Origin of the sequence: Mangrovibacter sp. MFB070 (assembly GCF_000705335.1) — a bacterium.
GTDB lineage: Bacteria > Pseudomonadota > Gammaproteobacteria > Enterobacterales > Enterobacteriaceae > Mangrovibacter > Mangrovibacter plantisponsor.
On record NZ_JJMI01000039.1, the window covers coordinates 194,668 to 217,911 of the forward strand.

The window sequence follows — 23,244 nt, forward strand, 5'->3', positions numbered from 1 at the left end:
TGCAGCCCTGGTTACAGCGATGAGGAACGCGCCCGGCGAACACCCTGCGGCAACCGTAAGCCAAACACATTAATATACAGCCCCAGCATAATCAGTACTGCGCCCGCAAGCTGCAACAGGCTCAGGTGTTCTCCCAGGAGCAACGCCGCACTGGCCATGCCAAAAACCGGGACCAGTAACGACAGCGGGGCAATACGCCAGGTTTCATAACGCCCGAGCAGGCTGCCCCAAATACCGTAGCCCACAATAGTGGCAAGGAAGGCCAGGTACGCCAGCGACAGTATCGTCGTCAAATCAATATGCTGCAGGCTCAACTTAATAGCCTGTGGGCCGTCAAACACCAGGCTACCCAGTAAAAATGGAACCACCGGGATTAGTGCGCTCCACACGACGAGGGACATGATGGCAGGCGGTTGTGACAGCTGCATGATTTTTTTATTAAAAATATTCCCGCATCCCCAACTGAATGCCGCGGCCAGCGTCAGCATAAAACCACTCAGCGCAATATTTTCCCCTGTCAGGCTGCCTTCAATAAGCACCAGTATGCCCAGCACCGCAAGCGTAATACCTGCCAGTTGTTTCACACTTAACCGCTCGTTGAAAAAGATGGCACCCAGCAAAATGGTAAAGAATGCCTGCGCCTGAAGAACCAGTGAGGCGAGGCCTGCCGGCATGCCAAACTTAATGGCGGTGAATAAAAACGCAAACTGCCCGAAGCTTATGGTCAGGCCATACCCGGCCAGCAAGCGAAAAGGGACTTTGGGGCGCCGGACAAAAAGCAGAGCCGGAAACGCAACAAACAGGAAGCGTAACCCGGCAAGTAGCAGGGGTGGCATATCATGCAACCCAACTTTGATAACCACAAAATTCACCCCCCAGACAACCACCACCATCAACGCCAGTAATCCATCTTTTTTTGTCATACCCTGTTAACCTTCGTTCCTGTTTTTATCATTGTGTTACTGATACACCAGGTTAATAGAAATTTAACAAAATGGCGATACCCAGATTTTTGCCCGCACAAAAAGCACATACAGACACCTTATGGCGCTGTACAGCATCGGGATGGCATGTTATTGCTGTGTAACTAAAAATTTCTTTACACTGCGTATTGCCTCCCCATGATACATAAGAAAAAACGTTTACCTGATGGGCCGGTGCTCATCCTGCTCCTGGCTTCGCTATGCATCACCTTAGGCCGTGGTATGACACTGCCTTTTATGACCATTTACCTGAACCGCCAGTATGCAATGAGTGTGGATAAGGTGGGGCTGGCAATGACATTTGCCCTGGTCATTGGTGTGGCGTTCAGCCTGACATTTGGCATGCTGGCAGACCGGTTCGATAAAAAACGTTATATGTTGATTGCCACCGGGTGCTTTATTACCGGGTTTATTGGCATTCCTCTTAGCCATTCGCCATGGATGACTGTGGCATTTTATGCGGTGATCAACTGCTCATACTCGGTATTTGCATCGGTTCTCAAAGGCTATTTTTCCGACACACTACCACCGGGGCGGCGGCCGGGTATTTTTTCACTCAATTACACCTTCATCAATATTGGCTGGACCATTGGCCCGCCGCTCGGCACGATGGTTATGTTGTACAGTGTGCATCTGCCCTTCTGGCTCGCGGCTCTCTGCGCTTCACTGCCATTTGTATTAATTGGCTTGCGAGTGCCTGCCCAGCCTCCGGCGTACCGGGCCAGCAATGAAATAGCAGGTACAGATGAAAAAACGCCGGCCTCCTGGTCCCTCTCAGTGTTACTGCACGATAAAGCACTGGGTTATTTCACACTGTCGGGTTTTCTCAGCTCACTGGTGTGCGGTTCATTTGTCTCGTTTCTGTCCCAGTATGTGCTGGTTGTTGCCGATAATGCGCTGGCAGAAAAAGTGGTCAGTGTGGTGTTGCCCATCAACGCACTGGTGGTGGTCAGTTTCCAGTACTGGGTGGGGAAACAACTGCGTCCGTCGCGCTTAAAAGGATGGATGTTTATTGGCTCGGTTTGTTTCAGCCTTGGCCTGCTGGGCTTTTTATATGCCGGGAATAACCTGGTTGTCTGGGGGGTTGCGGCGGTTATTTTTACCTTTGGCGAACTGATTTACGTACCCGGCGAATATATGCTGATTGACCATATTGCACCGCCAGGCATGAAAGCCAGTTACTTTTCCGCGCAGAATATTGGCAACCTTGGGGCGGCAGCCAACCCACTGGTCACCGGCTATATGCTGACCTGGTTTCCTGCCCCCGTGCTGTTTTGTGCCTTTATTGTGGCGATTTGTGCCGCCTGGTGGTTAATGTTGCTCGGGATGGAAGTGCGCAACACACCCCGTGCTGCGCACCCTGCCAGTGAATAATGGCCGCAGAAATCAGATTGCCACCAGCCCGCGTACACCTTCGGCTTCCATTTGCGCCCCTGAACCCTGCTGGATAATGGTACCGCGCGACATCACCAAATACTGGTCAGCAAGCTCTGCGGCAAAATCGTAGAATTGCTCGACCAGTAAGATAGCCATATCCCCGCGGGCAGCAAGGGTGCGAATAACCTGGCCGATTTCTTTAATCACTGAAGGCTGAATACCTTCTGTCGGTTCATCAAGGATCAACAACCCCGGTTTACAGGCCAGCGCGCGCCCAATAGCCAGTTGTTGTTGCTGGCCACCAGACAAATCACCACCACGGCGCTGTTTCATCTCTTTCAGCACGGGGAATAACTGATAAATCTCTTCCGGCACTTGTCCTGCCTTGCCAGCCGGGAAACGGGACAGGCCCATCAGCAGGTTTTCTTCAACAGTAAGGCGCGGGAAAATTTCACGTCCCTGGGGAACATAAGCCACACCCGCGTTGACCCGCTGATACGGCTTACGGTGGGTAATATCCGCCCCATTCCATGTTACCTGCCCCGATTTGGCCGGGATAAGCCCCATCAGGCATTTCAGCAATGTACTTTTACCCACGCCATTACGCCCCAGCAGGCAGGTGACCTCACCAGGCCGGGCACTGAACGTTACCCCACGTAAAATATGGCTGCCACCGTAGTACTGTTGCAGGTTACTCACATCCAGCATGCTGCCCCCTTAGCGGCCAAGATAAACATCAATCACCTGCTCGTTGGCCTGCACTTCAGCCAGTGAGCCTTCGGCAAGTACCTGCCCGTGATGCAATACAGTCACAGAGTCCGCGATGGTTTCAACAAAGCCCATATCATGTTCAACCACCATTAAAGAGTGCTGGCCTGCAAGGCCACGAAAGAGCTCTGCGGTATATTCAGTTTCCGCATCTGTCATGCCTGCCGCAGGTTCATCCAGCAGCAGTAAGTGCGGCTCCTGTACCAGCAACATACCTATTTCCAGAAACTGTTTTTGCCCATGAGACAGCGCGCCTGCCGCACGATGGCGCTCCTGCGATAAGTGTAATAACGCCAGCACGCTGTCGATGCGGTCACGCTGCTCGCTATTGAGCCGCGCCCTGAGCGTGGCCCACACGCCTTTATGTGTTTTCTGCGCTATTTCCAGGTTTTCAAACACGCTGAGGGCTTCAAATACCGTGGGCTTCTGGAATTTGCGGCCTATACCTTTACGGGCAACCTCCACAGAATTTAGTTTGAGCAAGTCAACCGACTGGTCATACACCGCCTGCCCGCTCTGAGGCCGGGTTTTCCCGGTAATCACATCCATTAATGTTGTTTTCCCGGCACCGTTCGGGCCTATCACGCAACGCAACTCACCAACACCAATACGCATAGACAGATTGGTCAGCGCCTGGAAGCCATCAAAACTGACGTTGATATTTTCCAGTTGCAGTACCGGGTCTGTTTGTTCGCGAAACTGGTCTGCCGGTAGCTGCCGGGTAAAAAGCGTATCCTGCATCGCCATCATTTATCTCCTTTGCGCAGTAAGCCCACCACACCGCGCGGTAAGAACAGGGTCACCAGAATAAAAAGCAGCCCGAGGCAGATTTGCCAGTATTCCGGCAAAACCACGGTAAAAATACTTTTGGCGCCGTTCACCAGAAACGCGCCAATAACCGGGCCAATGAGTGTTCCCCGCCCACCAAGGGCAACCCAGATAGCCGCTTCAATCGAGTTTGTCGGCGACATTTCGCTGGGGTTAATAATTCCGACTTGTGGTACATACAGCGCCCCGGCCAGGCCGCACAGTACGGCGGAAAGTGTCCAGACTAATAATTTGAAGCCCAACGGATCATAGCCGCAAAACATCAGGCGGTTTTCTGCATCACGTACCGCCGTTAACACCCGCCCGTACTTGCTGCGCGCCAGCCATAACCCTGCACCCAGGCTTGCGAGCAGCAGGATAAGTGAAGCAATAAACAACCCAACCCGGGTGCTGGTGGCGGTAACAGAAAACCCTAACAGCGTGGTGAAACCGGTAAACCCGTTATTGCCGCCAAAGCCGGTTTCATTACGAAAGAACAGTAACATTCCGGCCCAGGTTAACGCCTGCGTGATAATCGAGAAGTACACACCTTTAATGCGCGAGCGGAAGGCAAAGTAGCCAAATACCAGCGCCAGTAAACCAGGCACCAAAATAATCAGCATCAGCGCCCAGAGAAAATGCTCGCTGCCAATCCAGAACCAGGGCAGATGGTCCCAGGACAGGAAAGACATAAAATCAGGCAGGCCCGTACCCGCGGCCTGGCGCATAAGATACATGCCCATGCCATACCCCCCCAGCGCAAAGAAAACCCCATGCCCCAGCGATAGCATCCCGGCATAACCCCACACCAAATCCAGTGCCACCGCCATCACACTGTAACAGAGGATTTTACCCAGCAGGGTTAACGTCCATACCGAAATACTTAATGGGTTTTCCGCCGGTAGCAAAGCCAGGAACGGAAGAATAAACAGTGCCAGCACCAAAATGGCACCTGCAACCTGAGCAACCCGCGGCGCTTTCTGGTAAAGCGTTAGTGTAATTGGCTGTGTCATCAGTCAATAACCCTCCCTTTAAGAGCAAACAGTCCCTGCGGCCTTTTTTGAATAAACAAAATAATCAGCCCGAGGATCAATATCTTGCCCAGTACCGCTCCGGTGTGTGGCTCAAGAATTTTGTTGAAGATCCCAAGGCCAAATGCAGCCGCCACACTTCCGGCAAGCTGGCCCACGCCGCCAAGAACCACCACCAGGAAAGAATCAATGATGTACCCCTGGCCCAGTTCAGGGCCAACGTTCCCTAATTGGGAAAGCGCCACGCCACCCAGCCCGGCAATACCTGAGCCCAGCCCAAACGCCAGCATATCAACACGCCCTACCGGCACCCCACAGCAGGCAGCCATGGCGCGGTTTTGCGTTACCGCACGCACATTCATACCCAGCCGGGTTTTGTTTAACACAAGCCAGGTAAAGAACAGCACCAGCAACACAAACGCGATAACCACCAGGCGGTTCCATGGCAGGATCAGGTTAGGTAATACCTGAATGCCGCCAGACAACCAGCCCGGGTTTGCCACTTCGACGTTCTGTGCGCCAAACACCATCCGCACAATCTGGATCAGCATCAGGCTGATACCCCAGGTTGCCAGCAACGTTTCCAGCGGCCTGCCATAGAGATGGCGAATAATTGTGCGTTCCAGCACCATGCCAAGACCACCAGTCACACAGAATGCCACGGGTAATGCCACCACCGGGTACAGGCTTTCCAGCCCCGGCGCGAAACTGTGCAGCAGGTTTTGCACCATCCAGGCGCTGTACGCGCCAAGCATCAACATTTCGCCATGGGCCATATTGATGACACCCAGCAGGCCATAGGTAATTGCCAGACCCAGTGCGGCCAGTAATAAAACTGAACCTAAGGAAATCCCCATGAACGCCTGGCCGAGAATATCGCCAAGCATCAAGCGGTGGTGAATTTTATCCAGGCTTGCCTGTGCGGCCGCCCGAACCCGGGCATCGGGCTCATGGGACGGGTCTGTCATGGGGTGAAGCCGCGCCTGGACATCCGGGTCACTGTCCTGCCCCAGCCTGGTTACTGCTGCCAGCCGTACTGCTGCGTCCGGGCTGGTCAGTTGCAGGTTAGCCAGTGCCAGTTGCAGCGCAGCTTTCACGCTCTGGTCCGTTTCGCTGGTTAGTTGGCGGGTAATCAGCGGGATCAGTGTTCCCTGGTTGTCATCCACCAAATTTTTGGCACCCTGCAGCCTTTCCGTGACGTTGTCACTTAATAATTGATGCGTTGCCAGCGCACCTGCGACCAAAACCCGCAAGCGGTTGGTTAACCTGACCGGGTGAATATCACCTTCCGGAGTGGCTGCAGCGCCCAGGGGCAACAGGTTGCTGTTCTGTTTGCTGAATGCATGGTGATTGTCATCTGCCACCAGCACTTCCTGCTTCAGTGCTTTCAGCAGCGGCAACCGGGCTTTATCTGGTGCTGCTGCCCACTGCTGCAACAGGCTGGCCTGCGCTGAACGGTTGGCACTGACAAAGGTGTCGGCGTCTGTTGCCCAGACAACACGCGAAAGCAAACACGCCAGCACCAGTAGCAGGCGTATGATATGCACAGGTTTCATGATTTCCTCCAGGCGAGGGTTCCTCCCGTTTCCGGGAGGAGAAAACGTTATTTACCCGTTGATTTAACAGGGTAATCCGGCTTGTTTTCATTCCCAGGGATATAGGGACTCCAGGGTTGTGCACGTACAGGTTTATCCGTCTGCCACACCACGTTGAACTGCCCGTCACTTTCAATCTCACCGATCATGACTGGTTTATGCAGGTGGTGGTTGGTGGCATCCATGGTCAGTGTGTAACCCGATGGCGCTTTAAAGGTTTGCCCGGCCATTGCCGCACGCACTTTATCCACATCGGTGGTACCGGCTTTTTCTACCGCCTGTGCCCACATATGCATACCTACCCAGGTTGCTTCCATCGGGTCATTGGTGACCACTGTGTCGGCATTTGGCAGGTTGTGAGATTTGGCGTAAGCCTTCCACTCAGCGACAAATTTTTTGTTAGTTGGGTTATCCAGCGATTCGAAGTAGTTCCAGGCCGCCAGGTTGCCCACCAGTGGTTTCGTGTCAATACCACGCAGTTCTTCTTCGCCAACGGAGAAAGCGACAACCGGGATATCGGTCGCTTTCACACCCTGGTTTGCCAGCTCTTTATAGAACGGCACATTGGAATCACCATTGATGGTGGAGATAACCGCCGTTTTCCCGCCTGCGGCGAATTTTTTAATATTGGCAACAATGGTCTGGTAATCGCTGTAACCAAATGGGGTATACACTTCTTCGATGTCTTTATCCTGCACCCCTTTGCTGTGCAGGTAGTTACGCAGGATTTTATTGGTGGTGCGCGGGTAAACGTAATCAGTGCCCAGCAGGAAGAAACGCTTGGCCGCACCACCATCTTCACTCATCAGGTACTGAACAGCCGGAATGGCCTGCTGGTTAGGTGCCGCACCGGTATAAAAGACGTTAGGTGACATTTCTTCACCTTCGTACTGTACCGGATAAAACAGCAGGCCATTCAGTTCTTCAAATACCGGTAACACTGATTTGCGGGACACCGATGTCCAGCAGCCAAATACCACAGCGACTTTATCCTGGGTCAGTAACTGGCGGGCTTTTTCAGCAAACAATGGCCAGTTAGATGCCGGGTCAACCACCACGGGTTCCAGTTTTTTACCCAGGACACCGCCGTGGGCATTGATGTCATCGATACTCATCAACGCCATATTCTTCAGTGGCGTTTCTGAAATCGCCATTGTGCCAGACAAAGAGTGCAAAATACCGACCTTGATGGTATCAGCGGCATAAGCGTTAAACGCCAAACCCATGCTGATAACGGATGCGGATAAGGCAAAAGCTTTTAACAGAGTACGACGGTGCATAAATTCACTCCTGATGAATAGAGGTCCGCGGCAATGCCGCATTTCAAAGCTTCTGCTGCCGCGCCTGGTGCAGCGTATGAAGCGTTATCGTACGAACTTCTTTCTGGCTTTGTGCAATATGCTGCTGTAGTCGGTTTTGGGCCTCCTCGGTTTCGCGCGCCATAATGGCCTGCAAAATAGCACCGTGCTCAGCGTAAGTTGCCTCCACACGAGGTGTCTTGGTGAAGTCCATACGCCGGACTATGCGAATCTTCTCTGTGACATCCCGGTGTACCCGGGCCATCTCCGGGTTCCCGGCGGCCAAGACCAGGTCCATATGGAACTGCTCGTCATAGCGAGCCACTTCCTGGCCGTCAGGAAGTGGCGGGGAATCCGTCCAGAATGTTTTCAGTGCCAGCAGGATGTCTGGCTGGCTACCGGGCGGCAGTGCGCATAAACGCTTCACTGCCTCCAGTTCCAGCACGACTCGCAGGTCGTAAAGCGATTCCAGGTAATCAAAATCAATGTGTTTTACCTGCCAGCCACTGCGCGGCTGGACTGCGACATACCCTTCCTGCTCCAGTGCGTACAAAGCCTGGCGGACCGGTGTGCGGCTCGCGCCCATCCGCGCAGCGATTTCACTTTCGCTGAAGCGGTCACCGGGAAGCAGGCGGAAATCAAAAATATCCTGCTTCAGCTGGTGATAAATCCGTTCCGCCTGCCCCTGGGCTCGCGGGGCTTTGTTGATATTTGTCATGTGGGTACAGTTCTCTTTTTTGCCGCGGTGCCACCAGTGCCCGCGGCGTCTTCACTTAACTGGCGTTATCCAGCCAGAGTAATGCATCGCCTGGTGCCACAGGCCGCCCTTGCTGGCAACTGATACGGATAACTTCGCCGTCACAAGGTGCTTCCACCATCAGTTCCATCTTCATGGCTTCCACCACTATCAGCGGTTCACCCTGTTTCACTTTCTGGCCCGGTTCGACCAGAATTTTCCAGATATTGCCATTGAGGTCTGCGCTCACCAGGTGGCCGCCAACTTCCTCATCATCCACAGGGACGGCCAGGGTTTCCGCCACTGTTTCGTCTTCCATCTGGTTTTGCCAGTGCACCACTTCAGAGGCGAAAGCCGCCTGCTGGCGAGTGCGGAAATCCGCGATATCCACGGCGTTATCCGCCAGGAACTGGGTGTATTCAGCAAAATCAAAAGTGCTCTCTTCTACTCGCACGGTGGCAAGGCCTTCACGGAAGGCATCGCGGAATTCGGTAAGCTCGGTTTCGCTTACCGGGTAGAAGCGCACCTGGTCGAAGAATTTCAGTAACCAGGGCTCATCACCAAACTGGCTGTTTTTGAGGAACTTGTTCCAGATAGGCACGGTACGCCCGACCAGTTGATAGCCCCCCGGGGAATCCATGCCGTAGATGCACATATACATGCCACCGATCCCCACAGTGCCCTCAGCCGTCCAGGTACGTGCAGGGTTATATTTGGAACTCAACAGACGGTGGCGCGGGTCTACAGGTACTGCGCAAGGGGCTCCGAGGTAAACATCCCCCAGGCCAAGCACCAGGTAGCTGGCGTCAAAAATAATGTTTTTGACTTCATCGCGGTGCGCCAGACCGTTGGCGCGCTGAATAAAGTCCACGTTATTTGGCAACCAGGGAGCCTGCTGGCGAACTGTTTGCTGATAGCGCTCCACCGCACCCAGCGTGGCGCTGTCTTCGAAGGCCATAGGCAGATAAACAATACGCGACGGAATACGCAGTTTACTGACATCGCCCAGTTGCGCTTCCAGCTCCAGTAGCAAGGCCATTAGCTGGCTTTGTGATATGCGCTGGGCGTCGTAACGCACCTGCAGTGAACGCACGCCTGGTGAAAGTTCTTCGATACCCGGCTGGCCGCTGGCGCGCAGGGCTTCCATCAGCAAGTGCACCCGCAGGCGCAAAGCCAGGTCGAGAACGTTGTCGCCATACTCAATCAGGATGTAGTTATCACCGGCCTGGCGCCAGACGGCTGCCGGGATATCGCCCTGTGCCGGTTGTTCAGCAAGGATTGCCGCACTGCTGGTTTTCCCCGGGCTGATTGCCGGGTGCCGGTCCGGCAAAGTGCTGGCGGCACACAAATTGGTGACTGCCACCTGGCGGGCGATGTCCAGAGACTGGGCATGTTCAAAATTGATGGCGTGAAAGCGAATTTTATCGCCGGGTTTCACTTGACCCACTTTCCACAACTCAGCCCGGGCGATGGTGACCGGGCACACAAACCCACCAAGGCTTGGTCCGTCCCGGGTGAGGATCACCGGAAAGTCGCCGGTGAAGTTAATCGCGCCAATGGCATATTCGCAGTCATGTACGTTGGAAGGATGCAGTCCAGCCTCACCGCCATCGGCACGCGTCCATTCTGGTTTGGGGCCCATCAGGCGGACACCCAGCCGGTTGGAGTTGTAATGGACTTCCCACTCACTGCTGAAAAAGGTTTCCATCGATTCCGGCGTAAAGAAATCGGGTGCACCATGAGGGCCATACAGCACGCCGATATCCCACACGGTATCGTACTCGGGAATAAGCGCAGGCTCCGGAACCTGAGGTAAACCGATGGGCGCAGGCGTTGTACATGCCGGTAAATCTGGCTGGGAAATCGCCAGCGTATCTGCAACGCGCAGGGTGCGTCCGCCATGTCCACCAAATTGCCCCAGGGCAAAAGTTGAACGGCTGCCCAGATAAACCGGTACATCCAGGCCATTACGCACAGCCAGATAGGTACGGCACCCTGTGCTGGCGCGGCCCAGTGACAGAACCTGGCCTGCTTTCACCACGATGGGTTGCCATAAAGCAACGGGTTTGTCATCCAGCGTCGCCGGGCAATTTGCTCCGGTAAGGGCAATGACTGCATCACAATGGAAACGCAGCGTTGGCCCCAACAAAGTAAATTCCAGACCTGCGGCTGACGGGTGGTTACCCACAATACGGTTGGCTAACTGGAAAGCGTAATCATCCATTGGGCCTGACGGCGGAACACCAATATCCCAGTAGCCAGTCCTTCCCGGGTAATCCTGTACACTGCTCCAGGTGCCAGGTTGCAGCACTTCAATAACATGCGGCTGCCACTCAACGCTGTCCAGCAAACGGGTCCACATCACACCGGCAGTAAATTCCGGCAGAGTAATAATCTGGCGCAGCCAGTCCAGGTTGGTGGCGATACCCTGTAACCGGGTCGCGTCCAGCGCGTTCTGGAGTTTTGCCAGCGCCTGGTGGCGATCTGCCCCATGCACAATGATTTTGGCGATCATCGGGTCATAGAAGGCACTGACTTCGCTACCCGAAGATACCCAGCCATCAACCCGAATCCCTTCAGGGAAAAAGACATCTGTCAGCACGCCCGGTGAGGGCTGGAAGTTTTTTAAGGCATCTTCTGCGTAGACACGGACTTCAATAGCCGCGCCTTGCGGTGCCCGGGCCATAGCCTGCCAGTCTGGCGCTTTCCCCGCAGCCAGCGTAACCATCGAGTCTACCAGATCCACCCCGGTAACCATTTCAGTTATTGGGTGTTCTACCTGCAAACGGGTGTTTACTTCCAGGAACCAGAAAGCATCAGTAGCAGCATCGTAGATAAACTCAACCGTACCGGCACTGCGGTAATTAACCTGCTGGCCCAGAGCAACAGCGGCGGCATGCAATGCTTCCCGGGTGCGTTGCGGCAGGTTCGGGGCGGGTGTTTCTTCAACCACTTTTTGGTTACGGCGTTGCAGCGAGCAATCGCGCTCGCCCAGCGCTACAACATGGCCTTTACCATCGCCAAAGATTTGCACTTCAATATGGCGCGCCTTGGCAATAAAACGCTCCAGAAACACGCCGTCATCACCAAAAAATTGCGCCCCCATGCGTTTCACGCTGGCCCAGGTTTCGCTCAGGGCTTCAGGGGTTTCACAGCAACTCAGGCCAATCCCGCCGCCACCTGCGGTAGTTTTGAGCATAACCGGGTAGCCAATCTCTTGTGCGGCAACCAGGGCACTGTCGAGGGTTTGTAGCAGGCCGGTACCGGGAGTCATGGGCAAACCCGCAGCCTGTGCCAGTTCACGTGCCCGGTGTTTCAGGCCGAAGTCGGCAATTTGTTGTGCTGTCGGGCCGATAAATACCAGGCCTGCTTCGTCGCAGGCAGTGGCGAATTCTGCCCGCTCAGACAAGAAGCCATAGCCCGGAAAAATAGCCTGCGCACCGGTTGCTTTTGCCGCTGCCACTATTTTGTCAATGTTCAGGTAGGTATCACTGGCTTTCTCGCCAGTCAACGAGACAGCTTCGTCCGCTTCATGCACATGCGGCGCATTGCGGTCAGCTTCGGAATACACAGCAACACTGCGTACGCCCATCTTTTTTAATGTGCGGATCGCCCGGCAGGCGATCTCACCCCGATTAGCTATCAGTACCGTGTTAAACATGCGTCCTCCTCAGGCACGATTTTGGTGAGCAAGCCAGGCTTTCCAGCCACCCCATTGCGTAATATCTGTGGCGGCGCCAAGCGCCTGAGGCTCACAGATAAACCCTTTCACGACCCGGCCATCTGCAAGCGTGACACTGCCTATCCCCAGCGGGGCCGGAACTTCAGCCACAAACTCGCCAAAACGCGCCAGCGGCACATCCCATAACTCAACAATAATGGCGTTGCCCTGCTCTGCCCGCGCCAGCCCGGGCTTAGCCGGAACCTGGCCTGCCAGCGCATACAGGCGGTAATCACCCGCAGTAACAGTCTCTTCAACAAACACCGCATCGCGGGTGGTGAGTTGGTGGTTAAGCGGCATACCACGCAGGTGTGCGCCAACAACGGCCAGGCGCACATAGCTGCCCGGCAAGGTGGGTGCAATGGGTGTTGCAGCCGTTAATGGGCGGCCAGTTGCGCCGAGAGTGAGCGCCTGTTGTTGCTGCCACTGGCGGGCGAATGCAACCAGTGCAAGGTCATACCACGCAGGCGCGATAAGCGTGATGCCGAAGGGTAAACCGTCCTGACGGAACCCGGCGGGTACGGCCAGCGCACTCAGGTCTGCCAGGTTGGTGAAATTGGTGTAAGTACCAAACTGCGAGTTGTAATGAACCGGCTCTTCAGCCATTTCCGCCAGCGTGTGAATGGTTGGTGAAGTGGGAACCACCAGCGCGTCCACTGTTGCTAATACTTGCTGGATTTTGCGTGCCAGTTCTGCTCGGGTGTATTCCGCCTGCCAGGCGTCACAGGCGGTGTAGTCTTTGCCATTTGCCACAATCTGGCGCACGGTTGGGTCCATAGTTTCTGGCCCCTGGTCTAACATGCTCCCTACCGCAACAGTACGTTCTGCCACCCAGGCACCGTAATAGAGTTGCTCTGCAAGTTGGCGGAACAGCGTAAAATCAATGGGAACCAGTTCCACACCCTGGGCAACCAGTTGTTCCAGGGCCTGTTGCCAGGCCTGTTCACTTTGGCCGTCACCATAAAACTCACACTGTTCAGGAACGGCAAAACGCGGAGCCGGGCTCAGTTGTGCCGGGGCTGTTCCCGGGTGTGCCCGGGAGTAGGCATCAGCGGCATCATAACCGCCCGCGGCCTGCGCCACTTGCCAGGCATCATCAACAGTCAGAGCAAATACAGAAATGGTGTCATTCAGGCGGCAGGCTGGCACTACCCCCTGCGCGGAGAACCAGCCTTTGGTGGGCTTCAGGCCGACAATATTATTGAAACCGGCTGGTACCCGGCCAGAACCGGCGGTGTCGGTACCCAGCGAAAATGCCGCCAGCCCACGCGCCACAACGGATGCTGAGCCTGAGCTGGATCCCCCGCTGACATAGTCCGGGTTAAATGTGTTAACCACAGCGCCAAAAGGTGAACGGGTACCCACCAGCCCGGTGGCAAACTGGTCCAGATTGGTTTTGCCAATCACCACTGCACCCGCACGCTTCAGGCGGGCAACAACCGTGGCATCAACTTCAGGGTGGTAAAGGAATGCCGGGCAAGCTGCAGTGGTTGGCATCCCCGCTACATCAATATTGTCTTTTACCGCAAATGGCACGCCAAACAGTGGCATATCAACCAGTGTCTTTGAGCCATCCGCCAGTGCATCCAGCAAAACTGCGCACTGGCTAAGAATGTCCTGTTCGCTGGCAAGGTAGATCCAGGCGTTATCCGCCTTATCAAACTGGCTTACATAGCGTGTAAGAAGATCACTGACAATTTGCGGGTTTTGCGCGTACTGCGCCCGCCATTCCGCCAGTGTTTGCCCGTATTCAACTGTACTCATTCCTGGAATCCCATCTGGTATACAAGATGGAATCCCAGTTGCAAATGCAATGCCAGGTATTAATTATTCATTTAATACAAACAGATAGATAAATTCACATTCATTATCTGGTTGAAACACGGTCTGGCGGTGAACAAAACGCACCTGAATTGAACAAAGTCAGGATATTTACGCCCCGGTGCTGTGCACCACGCAGTAAACCATAAGAAAACTGGCTGAATCGCTGCCTTAGTATTGATATTTGCTTTGACTGAGAGTGGTTCGGGGAAAGATACGGCCCGCGAGCGGGCCGTAGTTAATGAAGCTGTGTAGTGTGAAGCTGACTGGCAGGAATATGTATTACCAGACCTGGCTGGCAACACGGGTCACCAGGTTTACTTTTCCCCACTGCTGGGCAGAAGTCAGGTTGTTGCCTTCTTCCGTAGAAGCGAAACCACACTGCGGGCTCAGGCAAATTTGCTCTTTAGCAACATATTGCGCCGCCTCTTCAATACGGGCCTTAATTGCCTGTGGATTTTCCAGTTCACCATTTTTGGTGGTAATCAGCCCCAGCACAACCTGCTGGTGGCCGGGCTTAATAAAGCGCAATGGCGCGAAATCACCGGAGCGGTCGTTATCGTATTCAAGGAAGAAGGCATCAACATTAACGCTGCCGAACAGCACTTCTGCCACCGGCTCATAACCGCCTTCGGAAATCCAGGTTGAGCGGAAATTTCCCCGGCATACATGCAGGCCAACCTTTAAATCAGCCGGTTTATCTGCCAGGGCTGTATTCAGTACACGGGCATAGATGCGCGCCAGTTCATCAGGGTTATCACCGCGAGCGCGGATCTGGCTGCGCTGTTCATCAGAACATAAATACGCCCACACGGTGTCATCAAGTTGCAGGTAGCGGCATCCTGCAGCATAAAAAGCAGCAATGGCATCACGCCATGTGGTTGCCAGGTCGTCAAAATAAGCATCCAGTTCCGGGTAAACGTTACGGTCGATGACTTCGCGTCCACCACGGAAATGCAGTACGCTTGGGCTGGGGATGGTCATTTTCGCGACCGCGTTGCCACTGATACTTTTCAGGTAACGGAAATCTTCCAGCATTGGGTGGTCGCCAAAGCCTAATTTGCCGGTGACCCGAATACCATGGGCTTTGGTTTGCACACCGTTGAACTGGATACCGTGGTCAGACTCAAAGCGTTCCACACCCTGTAACCCGTCGAAAAAGTCAAAATGCCACCACGCCCGGCGAAACTCCCCATCCGTAACCACATGTAACCCACAAGCGCATTGCTGCTCCACCACCTGGCGGATAGCTTCATCTTCGCACTGGCGTAATGCTTCTGCGCTGAGAGTCCCTGCGGCAAAAGCTTCGCGAGCCTGCTTAATGGAATCAGGGCGTAAAAAACTGCCTACTACCTCGGCACGAAAGGGAGCTTCTGGGCGTTGCATTGTCTTCTCCTTGTCACAGAAAAGTTTCTTCCCGTGATAATTGTTATTGTTAATTACAGCCATCTGGATGGCTACATGCCCAAAATAATGTCACGCACCTGGATGCACGACAAACGAGAAAATTTCACGCACCATGAAAATTATTCATGTTCAGCCGAACCGGGCGCTGGCGCAAATGCAAATCCTTCATCTGCCCAGCCAGTGAGGCCGCCAATCATCAATTTAACCGGGTGGCCCAGCGCCGCCAGTTTCATCGCTGCCTGGTCTGCCCCATTGCAGTGGGGCCCGGCACAGTAAACAACAAACAGTGTGCCTTCCGGCCAGCGCGCCATCACTTCAGGCCGAATAACGCGATGGGGCAAATGAACGGCCCCGGGTATATGCCGCCGGGCAAACTGCGCTTCCCCGCCGACAACATGCAACAGCACGAACCCCGGGTCGTCTTCCTGAGAAAGCGCACTGTGTACATCCGCACAATCTGTCTCAAACTGTAGTTTCTGGTGAAACCAGGCCTGAGCCTGGCTGGATGGTGCGGCCGGATATTGGGTAACGGGATTCATTCATTTACTCCTGTGATGTATGGTATGCACAGATTGCACTGTCCCATTAATCCAGGCCACGCCACTTCATGCCAAATAACGCACTGAATATGACAAAATCCTCACCCCAACAACCGTTGGTGGTTGTACTGGCTTACCAGGGGCTGTGTACCTTTGAGTTTTCTGTCGCAACCGAAGTCTTCGGCCTGCCCCGCCCAGAAATGGGGGAAAACTGGTACCGCTTCGCAGTGGCTGCGCTGGATAAAGGTCCGTTAAGTGCCACAGGCGGCATTCGCATTATGGTGGATGGTGGCCTTGAGCTGTTAGCGCAGGCCGATACCATTATTATTCCAGGCTGGCGCGGTACTGATACCCCGGTGCCACCAGCTCTGCTCAATGCCCTGCGCCAGGCTGCAAGCCGTGGATGCCGCCTGGTTTCAATTTGCTCCGGGGTGTTTGTGCTTGCGGCTACCGGCCTGTTGAATGGTGCACAAGCCACCACTCACTGGCGTTATGCCGCTCAATTAAAGGCCCGCTACCCGGCAATACGGGTTAATGAACATGTGCTGTATATAGATGAAGGCCAGTGTCTGACTTCGGCCGGGAGTGCTGCAGGGATCGATTTATGCCTGCACCTGGTGCGTAAAGATTACGGCCCACAAGCAGCCAACCTGGTGGCTCAGCGCCTGGTTGTCCCCCCGCACCGCGATGGCGGGCAGGCGCAGTTTATTCCCGCACCGGTAGCCAAAGAATATGAAAGCAGCCGACTGGGTGATTTGTTCGACTATTTGCACCAGCATCTGCACTGTTCACATAGTGTTGAAGCGCTGGCCAACCGCTGCGGCATGAGTTCACGCACTTTGCTCAGGCGCTTTGCGGATGCCACCGGCACCACTCCTGCGCGCTGGCTATTACAACAACGGCTGCAAAAAGCCAGGCAACTGCTGGAAGAGAGTGATAAACCGGTTGAATACATTGCTCAGGCCGTGGGCTTCGGCACCGCCAGTGTGATGCGGCGCTACTTTCAACAATACCTGAATGTTTCCCCACGCCATTACCGAAAAACCTTTACCGTTCACGATAAACAGGTTCACAAAGCCTAAGGTTTGTTTAACTTTCAGCCGATATAGTAGGTAATACGGTGTTCAGGCACCGTAAGTTCAAACTCACACCGGCTGGAGGCGCATTATGTCCATTGAACTGAGTTATGTATTTGCCGCTGTCGTGCTGTTTGTTGGTGCAGGTTTACTCGCCGCCTGCCTCAGCCACAAATGGAATGACTAATGCAATCTGAATTGTCTCACTGTACTTAGCCGCCCTTTACATTATGTGTAAAGGGCGTTTTTTATTGCCTGCCACTTCACCACCGGGTAAGAAAAATAGAGGGTATAACGCATTACTCCTGGTACTGAACCTGGTTACTCACTTCGTGGTAAGCCGCCATAATTATCAATTAGTAATATTGGCGAGTTTTAGTTAAAAACACCGTAAATCAGGAAAATAAACTTAAAATTCAAAAACAAAGTATAAATATTTTATTTGATCATCATCACATATTTACCCGGCATTACTGACCATAATTTGCTCACTGACTGCTGTTTAATCCAGCTAACAATATGCCAGCATCATTGCCAAAGAGGAAATCAACATGGGTAGAATAAATAAGGTATTTTATATTTACGATGTTGCCCTGATTTGTATTTCTGTTGTTTGGGTAGCAATGTTATTCGAATCTTCTACGGTTCACCAGTTTATCTACGCCATGGTAAAGCACATTGATTCATGGTTGATAGCCTGAGTAATAAGTTAATAAAATTCGCCACACCAGGTTTTTAATTTACATAAATAAGTAGTTTTATTGTGCAGTGAATTATTGAATTTATTTCTGGTAAACAGAACAACACCAGTAATTGTTGTATTTACCTATACTGTGTCTTTTTATTTATTTCCGGCTTTCAGAAATAACTAAAGAGGAATGGCTGACGGGTTATTTGGCTGCCTGAGCAGGCTATCAATATACCCGGCACACCATGCTTTAATTATGTACGATTCATCTTGAGTGTAGCTTTATCCCCTGCAGCGCCTTGCCAGGGGATTTTTTTTGCTGCACCTGAAGACTCACCCAAAATTAATGCTTTCCGTATTCAACAAAATGACTCTGCAGGCAAAAGGCTGCCCCAGCCATGCTAACTATCACGCAATAAAACTTTTGACCCAGGTCAATAAACGCCCAATTTTGTGATTGATGTCGCGTTTTAAGGCGCTCAGAATAGTTGTTGCCGATATATACCGATATCCGTTTTTATCGCGTTTTTAGAGGAGAAAACCACAATGATGACCTATGACCGTAACCGCAACGTAATTACAACTGGCAGCCGTGTAATGATTAATGGCACTGGCCTTACGGGTGTGATTAAAGCGATTCATGCCGACGGGCTGAGTGCTCGTGATTTACGCCGCCAGGCAACGGTAGAAGTGGATGGCGCAGACGGGCAGTTCGCACCTGTTGAACTGATTCGCCTCGGCATGCACTAATTTGTGGTGAATACTGTTGTGGCACAGGCTGCTACAACAGTATTCATGTGACAAAGCGCAGAAACTGGCAATGCGCCCCTTGCTCTCTTTTCTCTGTTATTGCAGGATTCCGCTTTTTACGAGGCATTGAGTTAAATGAGAAAATCCACACTGGTTTTGATTGCCGTCGCTATTGCTGTTTATGCATGGCAATACCTGAAATAACCGAACCCGCTTCTTCCTTTTTTCTACACTGCCCTGAGTTCTTCATACGACACCCGCACATGGTCCAGCCAGGCCTTGCGCTGGTGTAGCCGCTGGTAACAGTCTTCAATTGCCGGAAACACCGGGCGTTCAATGGCAATATCATAGTAACGGTACAGTATGTGGCCGAACTGTATATCAGCAAGGCTGAACTGGTCACCTGCCAGCCACGCGTGGTGTTGCAGTTGTTTTTCCGCAATTGCCATAAAGTGATGTAAGGTTTTTAGTGCCGCAGCAATAGCGGCTTCATCACGCTGAGCCGCAGGGGTACGCACCACTCGCCAGAACACTGGGGCAGTAAAATTGAGGGCAATATTTAGCTTTGCCCACTCTGCCCACTTATCAACCTGCGCCCTTTCGCGGCTGCTGTGCGGCCAGAAATCCTGGGAACCATATTCACAAGCCAGGTAGCGCAGTATGGCGCCGGTTTCCCACAGAGGGTCATTATTGCCATCTTTCACAACAGGCACCGTGCCATTCGGGTTCATTGCCAAAAAACCCGCGGTATCGTTGCCGCCAAAGCGATGGCCAATATCAATGCGGTTCACAGGCAGACCAAGCTCACCAATACACCACATTAACGCCTGGACATTCGACGACGTTTTTCTTCCCCATACCGTTAGCATTTTTGCTCCTTAATGATGACTATTGCACAGCGAAAATATGATCAATGACAAATATTTTTACTTTTTGTAACACCCCTTAAGCTTGCCTTAATGTTCAGCACGTAGAGTTAATTGTGTAACACGAAGGAATGCTGCCATAAGCAATCTCAGTATTATTTGCGGGAAATGACGATGTCGGCATTTCCCGTTTTCTTTTCTGGTGTTCTGCGGTTCACTCACGCACCACCAGCGCAGCCTGAATCGCATCCGCCAGCCCGGCGATATCCCGGCTCACCAATGCCAGGTTAAGCACTGTACCTGGTGCTGTCGAATTGCCAGTTTCCCCAGAAACTGCGCTTGTTGCCTGCACCAGTTCCAGTGCGGCCTGCACGGCCAGTAACCGCTGCTGCTCTGCCTGCGTTGGCCGTGGACCAAAATAGTTGTCTAACACAGTGCCTCCCGTTTCTGGCTGTGGTTTTACATGACCGGGTCAACAATAAAGATATTTTCAGGTATCGGCATCACTGATGCAGCCAATCGCATCTATTTGCTTATCGGTGAACTGCAATTCATGGGGCAGGAAAACCGCATCTGAATGGGGCTGGAATTTTCCGGCTCGCCAGGTTTGCTGGTTATCGCGATCCAGCCAGCCCCAAAAATAGCCAAGCTGGTTGAACGCGTTTTGTTGCCCGGGAGTCAGGACATGATTAAAGAGTTCAGGGAATATGCGTGGGTCGTAAAAACGGAAGATACCGCTCTGGTTGCCCCAGAAAAATTGCGTCAGTGAGCACAGTTGTTGTTTCAAAACCGAGAAAGCGAGTGGCGATACCAGCAATAATAAGCGGTGCCTGCCCGCGTAATAGCGCATCAGCTCACCGAGCCATTGCTGATGTTGCCACGCATTATTATGCAGGCGCACCAGCACCGGGCCCTTGTCCTGCAGGGCTGATTCAGGCAACCCGGCGAATAAAGATGACCACTGCGCCTGCGGCGATAATGCAGGTAAAGTTGCCAAGCAGGGTAGCGTATCGCCGGATAAATCAATGATGGCATCAATATGCGGCACGCCAACACTGCTTTGTAAATACTGCACCTGCACCTGCCACTGGTCTGCCAGTGCCTGAGGTAACACTGTGTTATCCACGAAGAACCACTCCTGTCGCCTGCTCTTGCGCACGTTGAAGGCAACCTTCACATACTGCTGCGGGTATAGCTGCCGCAGAAGCTGGCATGCCTGTTGATGAAGAAGAAAACGTCTCTGGCGGAAGCCAGCAATGAGCGCCTTTGAGAAGGAGTGGCCCTTTGCTGCAAATTTCAATATTGCCCTGAGCCGATAAATGAATGGCGGCCCCGCCACAGGCCAGGGTTATACCTTTTGTGGCAGTGAGTGTAAGTTGCCCCTGAACAGACCGGGCGGAGATATCCTGTAACGCAGACAGCGAGAGGGTGTCATTATGAGATTCCACCGCAAGAGGGCCCTTTGCCGATACCAGGCGCATTCCTTCCTGATGTGCCAGCAACGATATTGACTTAGCAGCGTTAACAGCATGGCGCGCTGAGGTGGCTATTTGCACCTCGCCCTGGCTTTGCAAATGCAGGCTTTTGCCCGAATGTAATAAGGCAGAGGCCGGAGTAACGGCAGCGATACCCTGTGGAGCACTCAGCACAACAACTGGCGAACTTAAACCTGCCGCACCTTCAACCAGGTGTTCCAGCCCGGCAGTATCTGGCGGGAAATTTTGGTGAACCGGCGCAATACTGCCCCAGCGCGTTAAATCAAGCAGCGCGCCTTTAAGCAGGCTGATTGCCGCCTGCATTTCCCGCTGCTCACCCCGTGCAGATGGCTGGGCATCTGCACTGATCAATACGCCATTTTTTGCCCGAATGGCGCCCCACAAATCGGTACGGAGTTCAAACCCTTCCCCCCTTACCTGGCGCTCGCTGTTCACCAAATGCCCTAAATTGAGCTGGCTTTTTCCGCCGTACTCAGTGGAAACTTTGATATGTTCCTGGTTTCTGGCATCTTCCAGGCGGATTTTGTTATTCGCTGGTGTGCGCAGTACATTGCGCCGGTAATTTCGGATGGTAACCAGGTCAGGATGGCTGCTGTTATGCAACGCCCCGGCGATATAAGGCCGGTCCGGGTTGCCGTTTTCAAATGCGATGGCCACTTCGGTGCCCGCGAGTAACGGCAAATGGAAACCAAATGTCTCCCCCGCATAGGGCCGGGCCTGGCGAACCCACAGGCTTTCGCTCCCCTCGGGCCAGGTAGCGCGGTCAAACAGCAGTTTGACCCGGTAACGGCCATGCTTATCTATATGGCCATAGATATCATTTTTTGTGGTACTGGTGACACGGGCCGGCACGGTGCCGGACATCTGCGGGTGAGGAATGAGTTGGGGGCGAAAGCAGTAGTCGTGAGTAAATGGCAGTGCGGTGAAATGTGCTGTGAAACAGCTGTCCCGGCGTGCTGAACAGCTTATGCTGGTAACCAGCATGCCTGGCGATAAACTACCGCCTTCCTGAGCCGGATCCGCCAGGTTAACAACCTTGCCCGGTGCCAGCACCGCACAATTACTGTTCCCTGCCATGCCCGCTTTGCCATTAAGGTAACGCTCGTGGTGTAACCGGGCATAAAACACCCCGGTTTCAACTGGCAACGGGCGGGTAAACCTGTCGCCGGGTTCGCTGTAATGGCTCCCCCAATGATATGCCTCGCCATACGTTGTGCTGTCGCCACGGGTAATATCCACCTGAACATGCATATCGGCCCCGGCATTCAGGTAGTGATAATCCTGAACACTGACTTTCTGTGTCACAACCTGGTAATAGCGCTCTATTCCCCATACTGCGTCAACGCCATTATCATTATGCCCTGATGGTGGAATATCGGGCAAAACCAGGCCTTTTTCATAACCATGAGAGCTGTCAAAAAATTCAATTACATCAATTTTCAGGCGAGTATCTGGCGTGAAGCGGAACCAAATCCCCACTTCACTTAACAGGCGGGAAATAAAACGCAGGTCACTTTCACCAAACTGCATAACCTGTTCACGGCGCGGGTATTTATGCTTAAGCGAAAAGAGAAAGTCCTGGCCGCGCATATTATGGCGCTCACGCAGAATGCTTTCGACAATCTGTGGTACAGACATATCCTGAAAAATAGCATTATTGTTTGCGTTGCTCAGTAAAGCCATTCTTGGTTGCAGCACCAGCGCGTAGTGCGCTTCATCTCTTGATGACCCCAGGGATTCAAAACCTGTGACCACACCATGAATAGTCCTGGCAGGTTCGAGCTTACATCCCCCCCAGGGCTGTACTACAGGAGCGTGGAGTGTCAGCCCGGCGGGTTTCAGCAGAAAATCCGCCTGGTCTAATGCCTTATCGGCACAAGTAAACTCAATGCGGTAATGGAACGGCTGGCTGAGCATTTCTTTGCCTTCAAAGGCCAGAACGTCCAGTAATGATGTGCACCCACGGACATAAATAACATGGTGATTGTGGTTAAAAAAAACGGTATTTTTTTGCGTGACCATCTGTCTTCCCTTCAGTTATACGCATCCTTTACCCATTTTCTTGCTATTAAAAAATGGGCATAGCCAAAATACCGCAACAGTATTCACTGCTGTCACAAAATTTCATACCGATAATTAATTTATGTGAAGTGGAAAGAGAAAGTTTTTCCGGAAAAAATTGGTTATTCATGAGATGAATATAATTCAGAGAAGATTTATTTAATTACCCAATAAAATAAACTTAATTAAGCATTAACAAAATAACTAACAGCAGGCACTTAATA

Annotated in this window: 19 protein-coding genes; 4 read left to right on the plus strand and 15 right to left on the minus strand. The window is 52.9% G+C overall.

Going from position 1 to position 23,244, the window contains the following annotated elements; all coding sequences use genetic code 11:
• Positions 1 to 11 precede the first annotated feature (11 nt).
• Positions 12 to 923: an O-acetylserine/cysteine exporter gene (gene eamA, locus DT73_RS19120; RefSeq protein ID WP_036113348.1), complete on the minus strand. Its 912-nt coding sequence runs from the start codon at positions 921 to 923 to the stop codon at positions 12 to 14.
• Between the two features lie 198 nt (positions 924 to 1,121).
• On the opposite strand from eamA, the gene DT73_RS19125 reads away from it, so the two are divergent.
• Complete coding sequence (locus DT73_RS19125) at positions 1,122 to 2,357, plus strand: MFS transporter (protein WP_051691475.1); 1,236 nt, start codon at positions 1,122 to 1,124, stop codon at positions 2,355 to 2,357.
• 12 nt (positions 2,358 to 2,369) lie between these two features.
• Here DT73_RS19125 and urtE read toward each other — a convergent pair whose 3' ends face one another.
• The 10 genes from urtE to DT73_RS19175 form a co-directional block, all read right to left on the minus strand.
• Positions 2,370 to 3,068: an urea ABC transporter ATP-binding subunit UrtE gene (gene urtE, locus DT73_RS19130; protein WP_036113351.1), complete on the minus strand. Its 699-nt coding sequence runs from the start codon at positions 3,066 to 3,068 to the stop codon at positions 2,370 to 2,372.
• 9 nt (positions 3,069 to 3,077) lie between these two features.
• Positions 3,078 to 3,875, minus strand: coding sequence for an urea ABC transporter ATP-binding protein UrtD (gene urtD, locus DT73_RS19135; RefSeq protein ID WP_036113356.1), 798 nt, complete (start codon positions 3,873 to 3,875; stop codon positions 3,078 to 3,080).
• Positions 3,875 to 4,948: an urea ABC transporter permease subunit UrtC gene (gene urtC, locus DT73_RS19140; RefSeq protein WP_036113359.1), complete on the minus strand. Its 1,074-nt coding sequence runs from the start codon at positions 4,946 to 4,948 to the stop codon at positions 3,875 to 3,877. The genes urtD and urtC overlap by 1 nt, the downstream gene beginning before the upstream one ends.
• Complete coding sequence (urtB, locus tag DT73_RS19145) at positions 4,948 to 6,513, minus strand: urea ABC transporter permease subunit UrtB (protein ID WP_235234550.1); 1,566 nt, start codon at positions 6,511 to 6,513, stop codon at positions 4,948 to 4,950. The genes urtC and urtB overlap by 1 nt, the downstream gene beginning before the upstream one ends.
• A 56-nt stretch (positions 6,514 to 6,569) precedes the next feature.
• A complete protein-coding gene (urtA, locus tag DT73_RS19150) occupies positions 6,570 to 7,841 on the minus strand; it encodes an urea ABC transporter substrate-binding protein (RefSeq protein ID WP_036113366.1) in 1,272 nt (423 codons plus the stop codon).
• A gap of 43 nt (positions 7,842 to 7,884) precedes the next feature.
• Positions 7,885 to 8,577, minus strand: a complete 693-nt coding sequence (locus tag DT73_RS19155) for a GntR family transcriptional regulator (RefSeq protein ID WP_036113369.1) — start codon at positions 8,575 to 8,577, stop codon at positions 7,885 to 7,887.
• Between the two features lie 55 nt (positions 8,578 to 8,632).
• Positions 8,633 to 12,256, minus strand: a complete 3,624-nt coding sequence (uca, locus tag DT73_RS19160; protein WP_036113372.1) for an urea carboxylase — start codon at positions 12,254 to 12,256, stop codon at positions 8,633 to 8,635.
• Positions 12,257 to 12,265: 9 nt separating this feature from the next.
• A complete protein-coding gene (gene atzF / locus DT73_RS19165; RefSeq protein ID WP_036113380.1) occupies positions 12,266 to 14,080 on the minus strand; it encodes an allophanate hydrolase in 1,815 nt (604 codons plus the stop codon).
• Positions 14,081 to 14,419: 339 nt separating this feature from the next.
• The gene (locus DT73_RS19170) at positions 14,420 to 15,523 is read right to left on the minus strand and encodes a cobalamin-independent methionine synthase II family protein (protein WP_036113383.1); all 1,104 of its coding nucleotides are present in this window, start codon (positions 15,521 to 15,523) and stop codon (positions 14,420 to 14,422) included.
• A 140-nt stretch (positions 15,524 to 15,663) separates the two neighbouring features.
• Positions 15,664 to 16,083, minus strand: coding sequence for a rhodanese-like domain-containing protein (locus DT73_RS19175; RefSeq protein ID WP_036113386.1), 420 nt, complete (start codon positions 16,081 to 16,083; stop codon positions 15,664 to 15,666).
• Positions 16,084 to 16,151: 68 nt separating this feature from the next.
• On the opposite strand from DT73_RS19175, the gene ftrA reads away from it, so the two are divergent.
• From ftrA to ydfZ, 3 genes are all read left to right on the plus strand, one after another.
• Positions 16,152 to 17,165 carry a transcriptional regulator FtrA gene (gene ftrA / locus DT73_RS19180; RefSeq protein WP_036113389.1) on the plus strand — a complete coding sequence of 338 codons (1,014 nt, stop codon included), beginning with the start codon at positions 16,152 to 16,154 and terminating at the stop codon, positions 17,163 to 17,165.
• A gap of 545 nt (positions 17,166 to 17,710) precedes the next feature.
• A complete protein-coding gene (locus DT73_RS26510; RefSeq protein WP_160173983.1) occupies positions 17,711 to 17,860 on the plus strand; it encodes a hypothetical protein in 150 nt (49 codons plus the stop codon).
• 533 nt (positions 17,861 to 18,393) lie between these two features.
• Positions 18,394 to 18,597: a putative selenium delivery protein YdfZ gene (ydfZ, locus tag DT73_RS19185; protein ID WP_036113392.1), complete on the plus strand. Its 204-nt coding sequence runs from the start codon at positions 18,394 to 18,396 to the stop codon at positions 18,595 to 18,597.
• Between the two features lie 227 nt (positions 18,598 to 18,824).
• Here ydfZ and DT73_RS19190 read toward each other — a convergent pair whose 3' ends face one another.
• The 4 genes from DT73_RS19190 to DT73_RS19205 form a co-directional block, all read right to left on the minus strand.
• Positions 18,825 to 19,466, minus strand: coding sequence for a glutathione S-transferase family protein (locus DT73_RS19190; RefSeq protein WP_036113394.1), 642 nt, complete (start codon positions 19,464 to 19,466; stop codon positions 18,825 to 18,827).
• Between the two features lie 211 nt (positions 19,467 to 19,677).
• Positions 19,678 to 19,896, minus strand: a complete 219-nt coding sequence (locus DT73_RS19195) for a hypothetical protein (protein ID WP_036113397.1) — start codon at positions 19,894 to 19,896, stop codon at positions 19,678 to 19,680.
• Between the two features lie 57 nt (positions 19,897 to 19,953).
• A complete protein-coding gene (locus DT73_RS19200; RefSeq protein ID WP_051691476.1) occupies positions 19,954 to 20,589 on the minus strand; it encodes a DUF4123 domain-containing protein in 636 nt (211 codons plus the stop codon).
• Positions 20,582 to 22,981: a type VI secretion system Vgr family protein gene (locus tag DT73_RS19205; RefSeq protein WP_036113400.1), complete on the minus strand. Its 2,400-nt coding sequence runs from the start codon at positions 22,979 to 22,981 to the stop codon at positions 20,582 to 20,584. The genes DT73_RS19200 and DT73_RS19205 overlap by 8 nt, the downstream gene beginning before the upstream one ends.
• Positions 22,982 to 23,244: the final 263 nt, after the last annotated feature.

Bases quoted from the DNA above. Each gene is read 5' to 3' on its own strand.
- DT73_RS19155 (WP_036113369.1), bottom strand. From the start codon at position 8,577: ATGACAAATATCAACAAAGCCCCGCGAGCCCAGGGGCAGGCGGAACGG.
- DT73_RS19170 (WP_036113383.1), bottom strand. From the start codon at position 15,523: ATGCAACGCCCAGAAGCTCCCTTTCGTGCCGAGGTAGTAGGCAGTTTT.
- DT73_RS19190 (WP_036113394.1), bottom strand. From the start codon at position 19,466: ATGCTAACGGTATGGGGAAGAAAAACGTCGTCGAATGTCCAGGCGTTA.
- eamA (WP_036113348.1), bottom strand. From the start codon at position 923: ATGACAAAAAAAGATGGATTACTGGCGTTGATGGTGGTGGTTGTCTGG.
- DT73_RS19175 (WP_036113386.1), bottom strand. From the start codon at position 16,083: ATGAATCCCGTTACCCAATATCCGGCCGCACCATCCAGCCAGGCTCAG.
- urtE (WP_036113351.1), bottom strand. From the start codon at position 3,068: ATGCTGGATGTGAGTAACCTGCAACAGTACTACGGTGGCAGCCATATT.
- urtC (WP_036113359.1), bottom strand. From the start codon at position 4,948: ATGACACAGCCAATTACACTAACGCTTTACCAGAAAGCGCCGCGGGTT.
- ftrA (WP_036113389.1), top strand. From the start codon at position 16,152: ATGCCAAATAACGCACTGAATATGACAAAATCCTCACCCCAACAACCG.
- urtD (WP_036113356.1), bottom strand. From the start codon at position 3,875: ATGGCGATGCAGGATACGCTTTTTACCCGGCAGCTACCGGCAGACCAG.
- ydfZ (WP_036113392.1), top strand. From the start codon at position 18,394: ATGATGACCTATGACCGTAACCGCAACGTAATTACAACTGGCAGCCGT.
- urtA (WP_036113366.1), bottom strand. From the start codon at position 7,841: ATGCACCGTCGTACTCTGTTAAAAGCTTTTGCCTTATCCGCATCCGTT.
- atzF (WP_036113380.1), bottom strand. From the start codon at position 14,080: ATGAGTACAGTTGAATACGGGCAAACACTGGCGGAATGGCGGGCGCAG.
- DT73_RS19205 (WP_036113400.1), bottom strand. From the start codon at position 22,981: ATGGTCACGCAAAAAAATACCGTTTTTTTTAACCACAATCACCATGTT.
- uca (WP_036113372.1), bottom strand. From the start codon at position 12,256: ATGTTTAACACGGTACTGATAGCTAATCGGGGTGAGATCGCCTGCCGG.
- DT73_RS26510 (WP_160173983.1), top strand. From the start codon at position 17,711: ATGGGTAGAATAAATAAGGTATTTTATATTTACGATGTTGCCCTGATT.
- DT73_RS19125 (WP_051691475.1), top strand. From the start codon at position 1,122: ATGATACATAAGAAAAAACGTTTACCTGATGGGCCGGTGCTCATCCTG.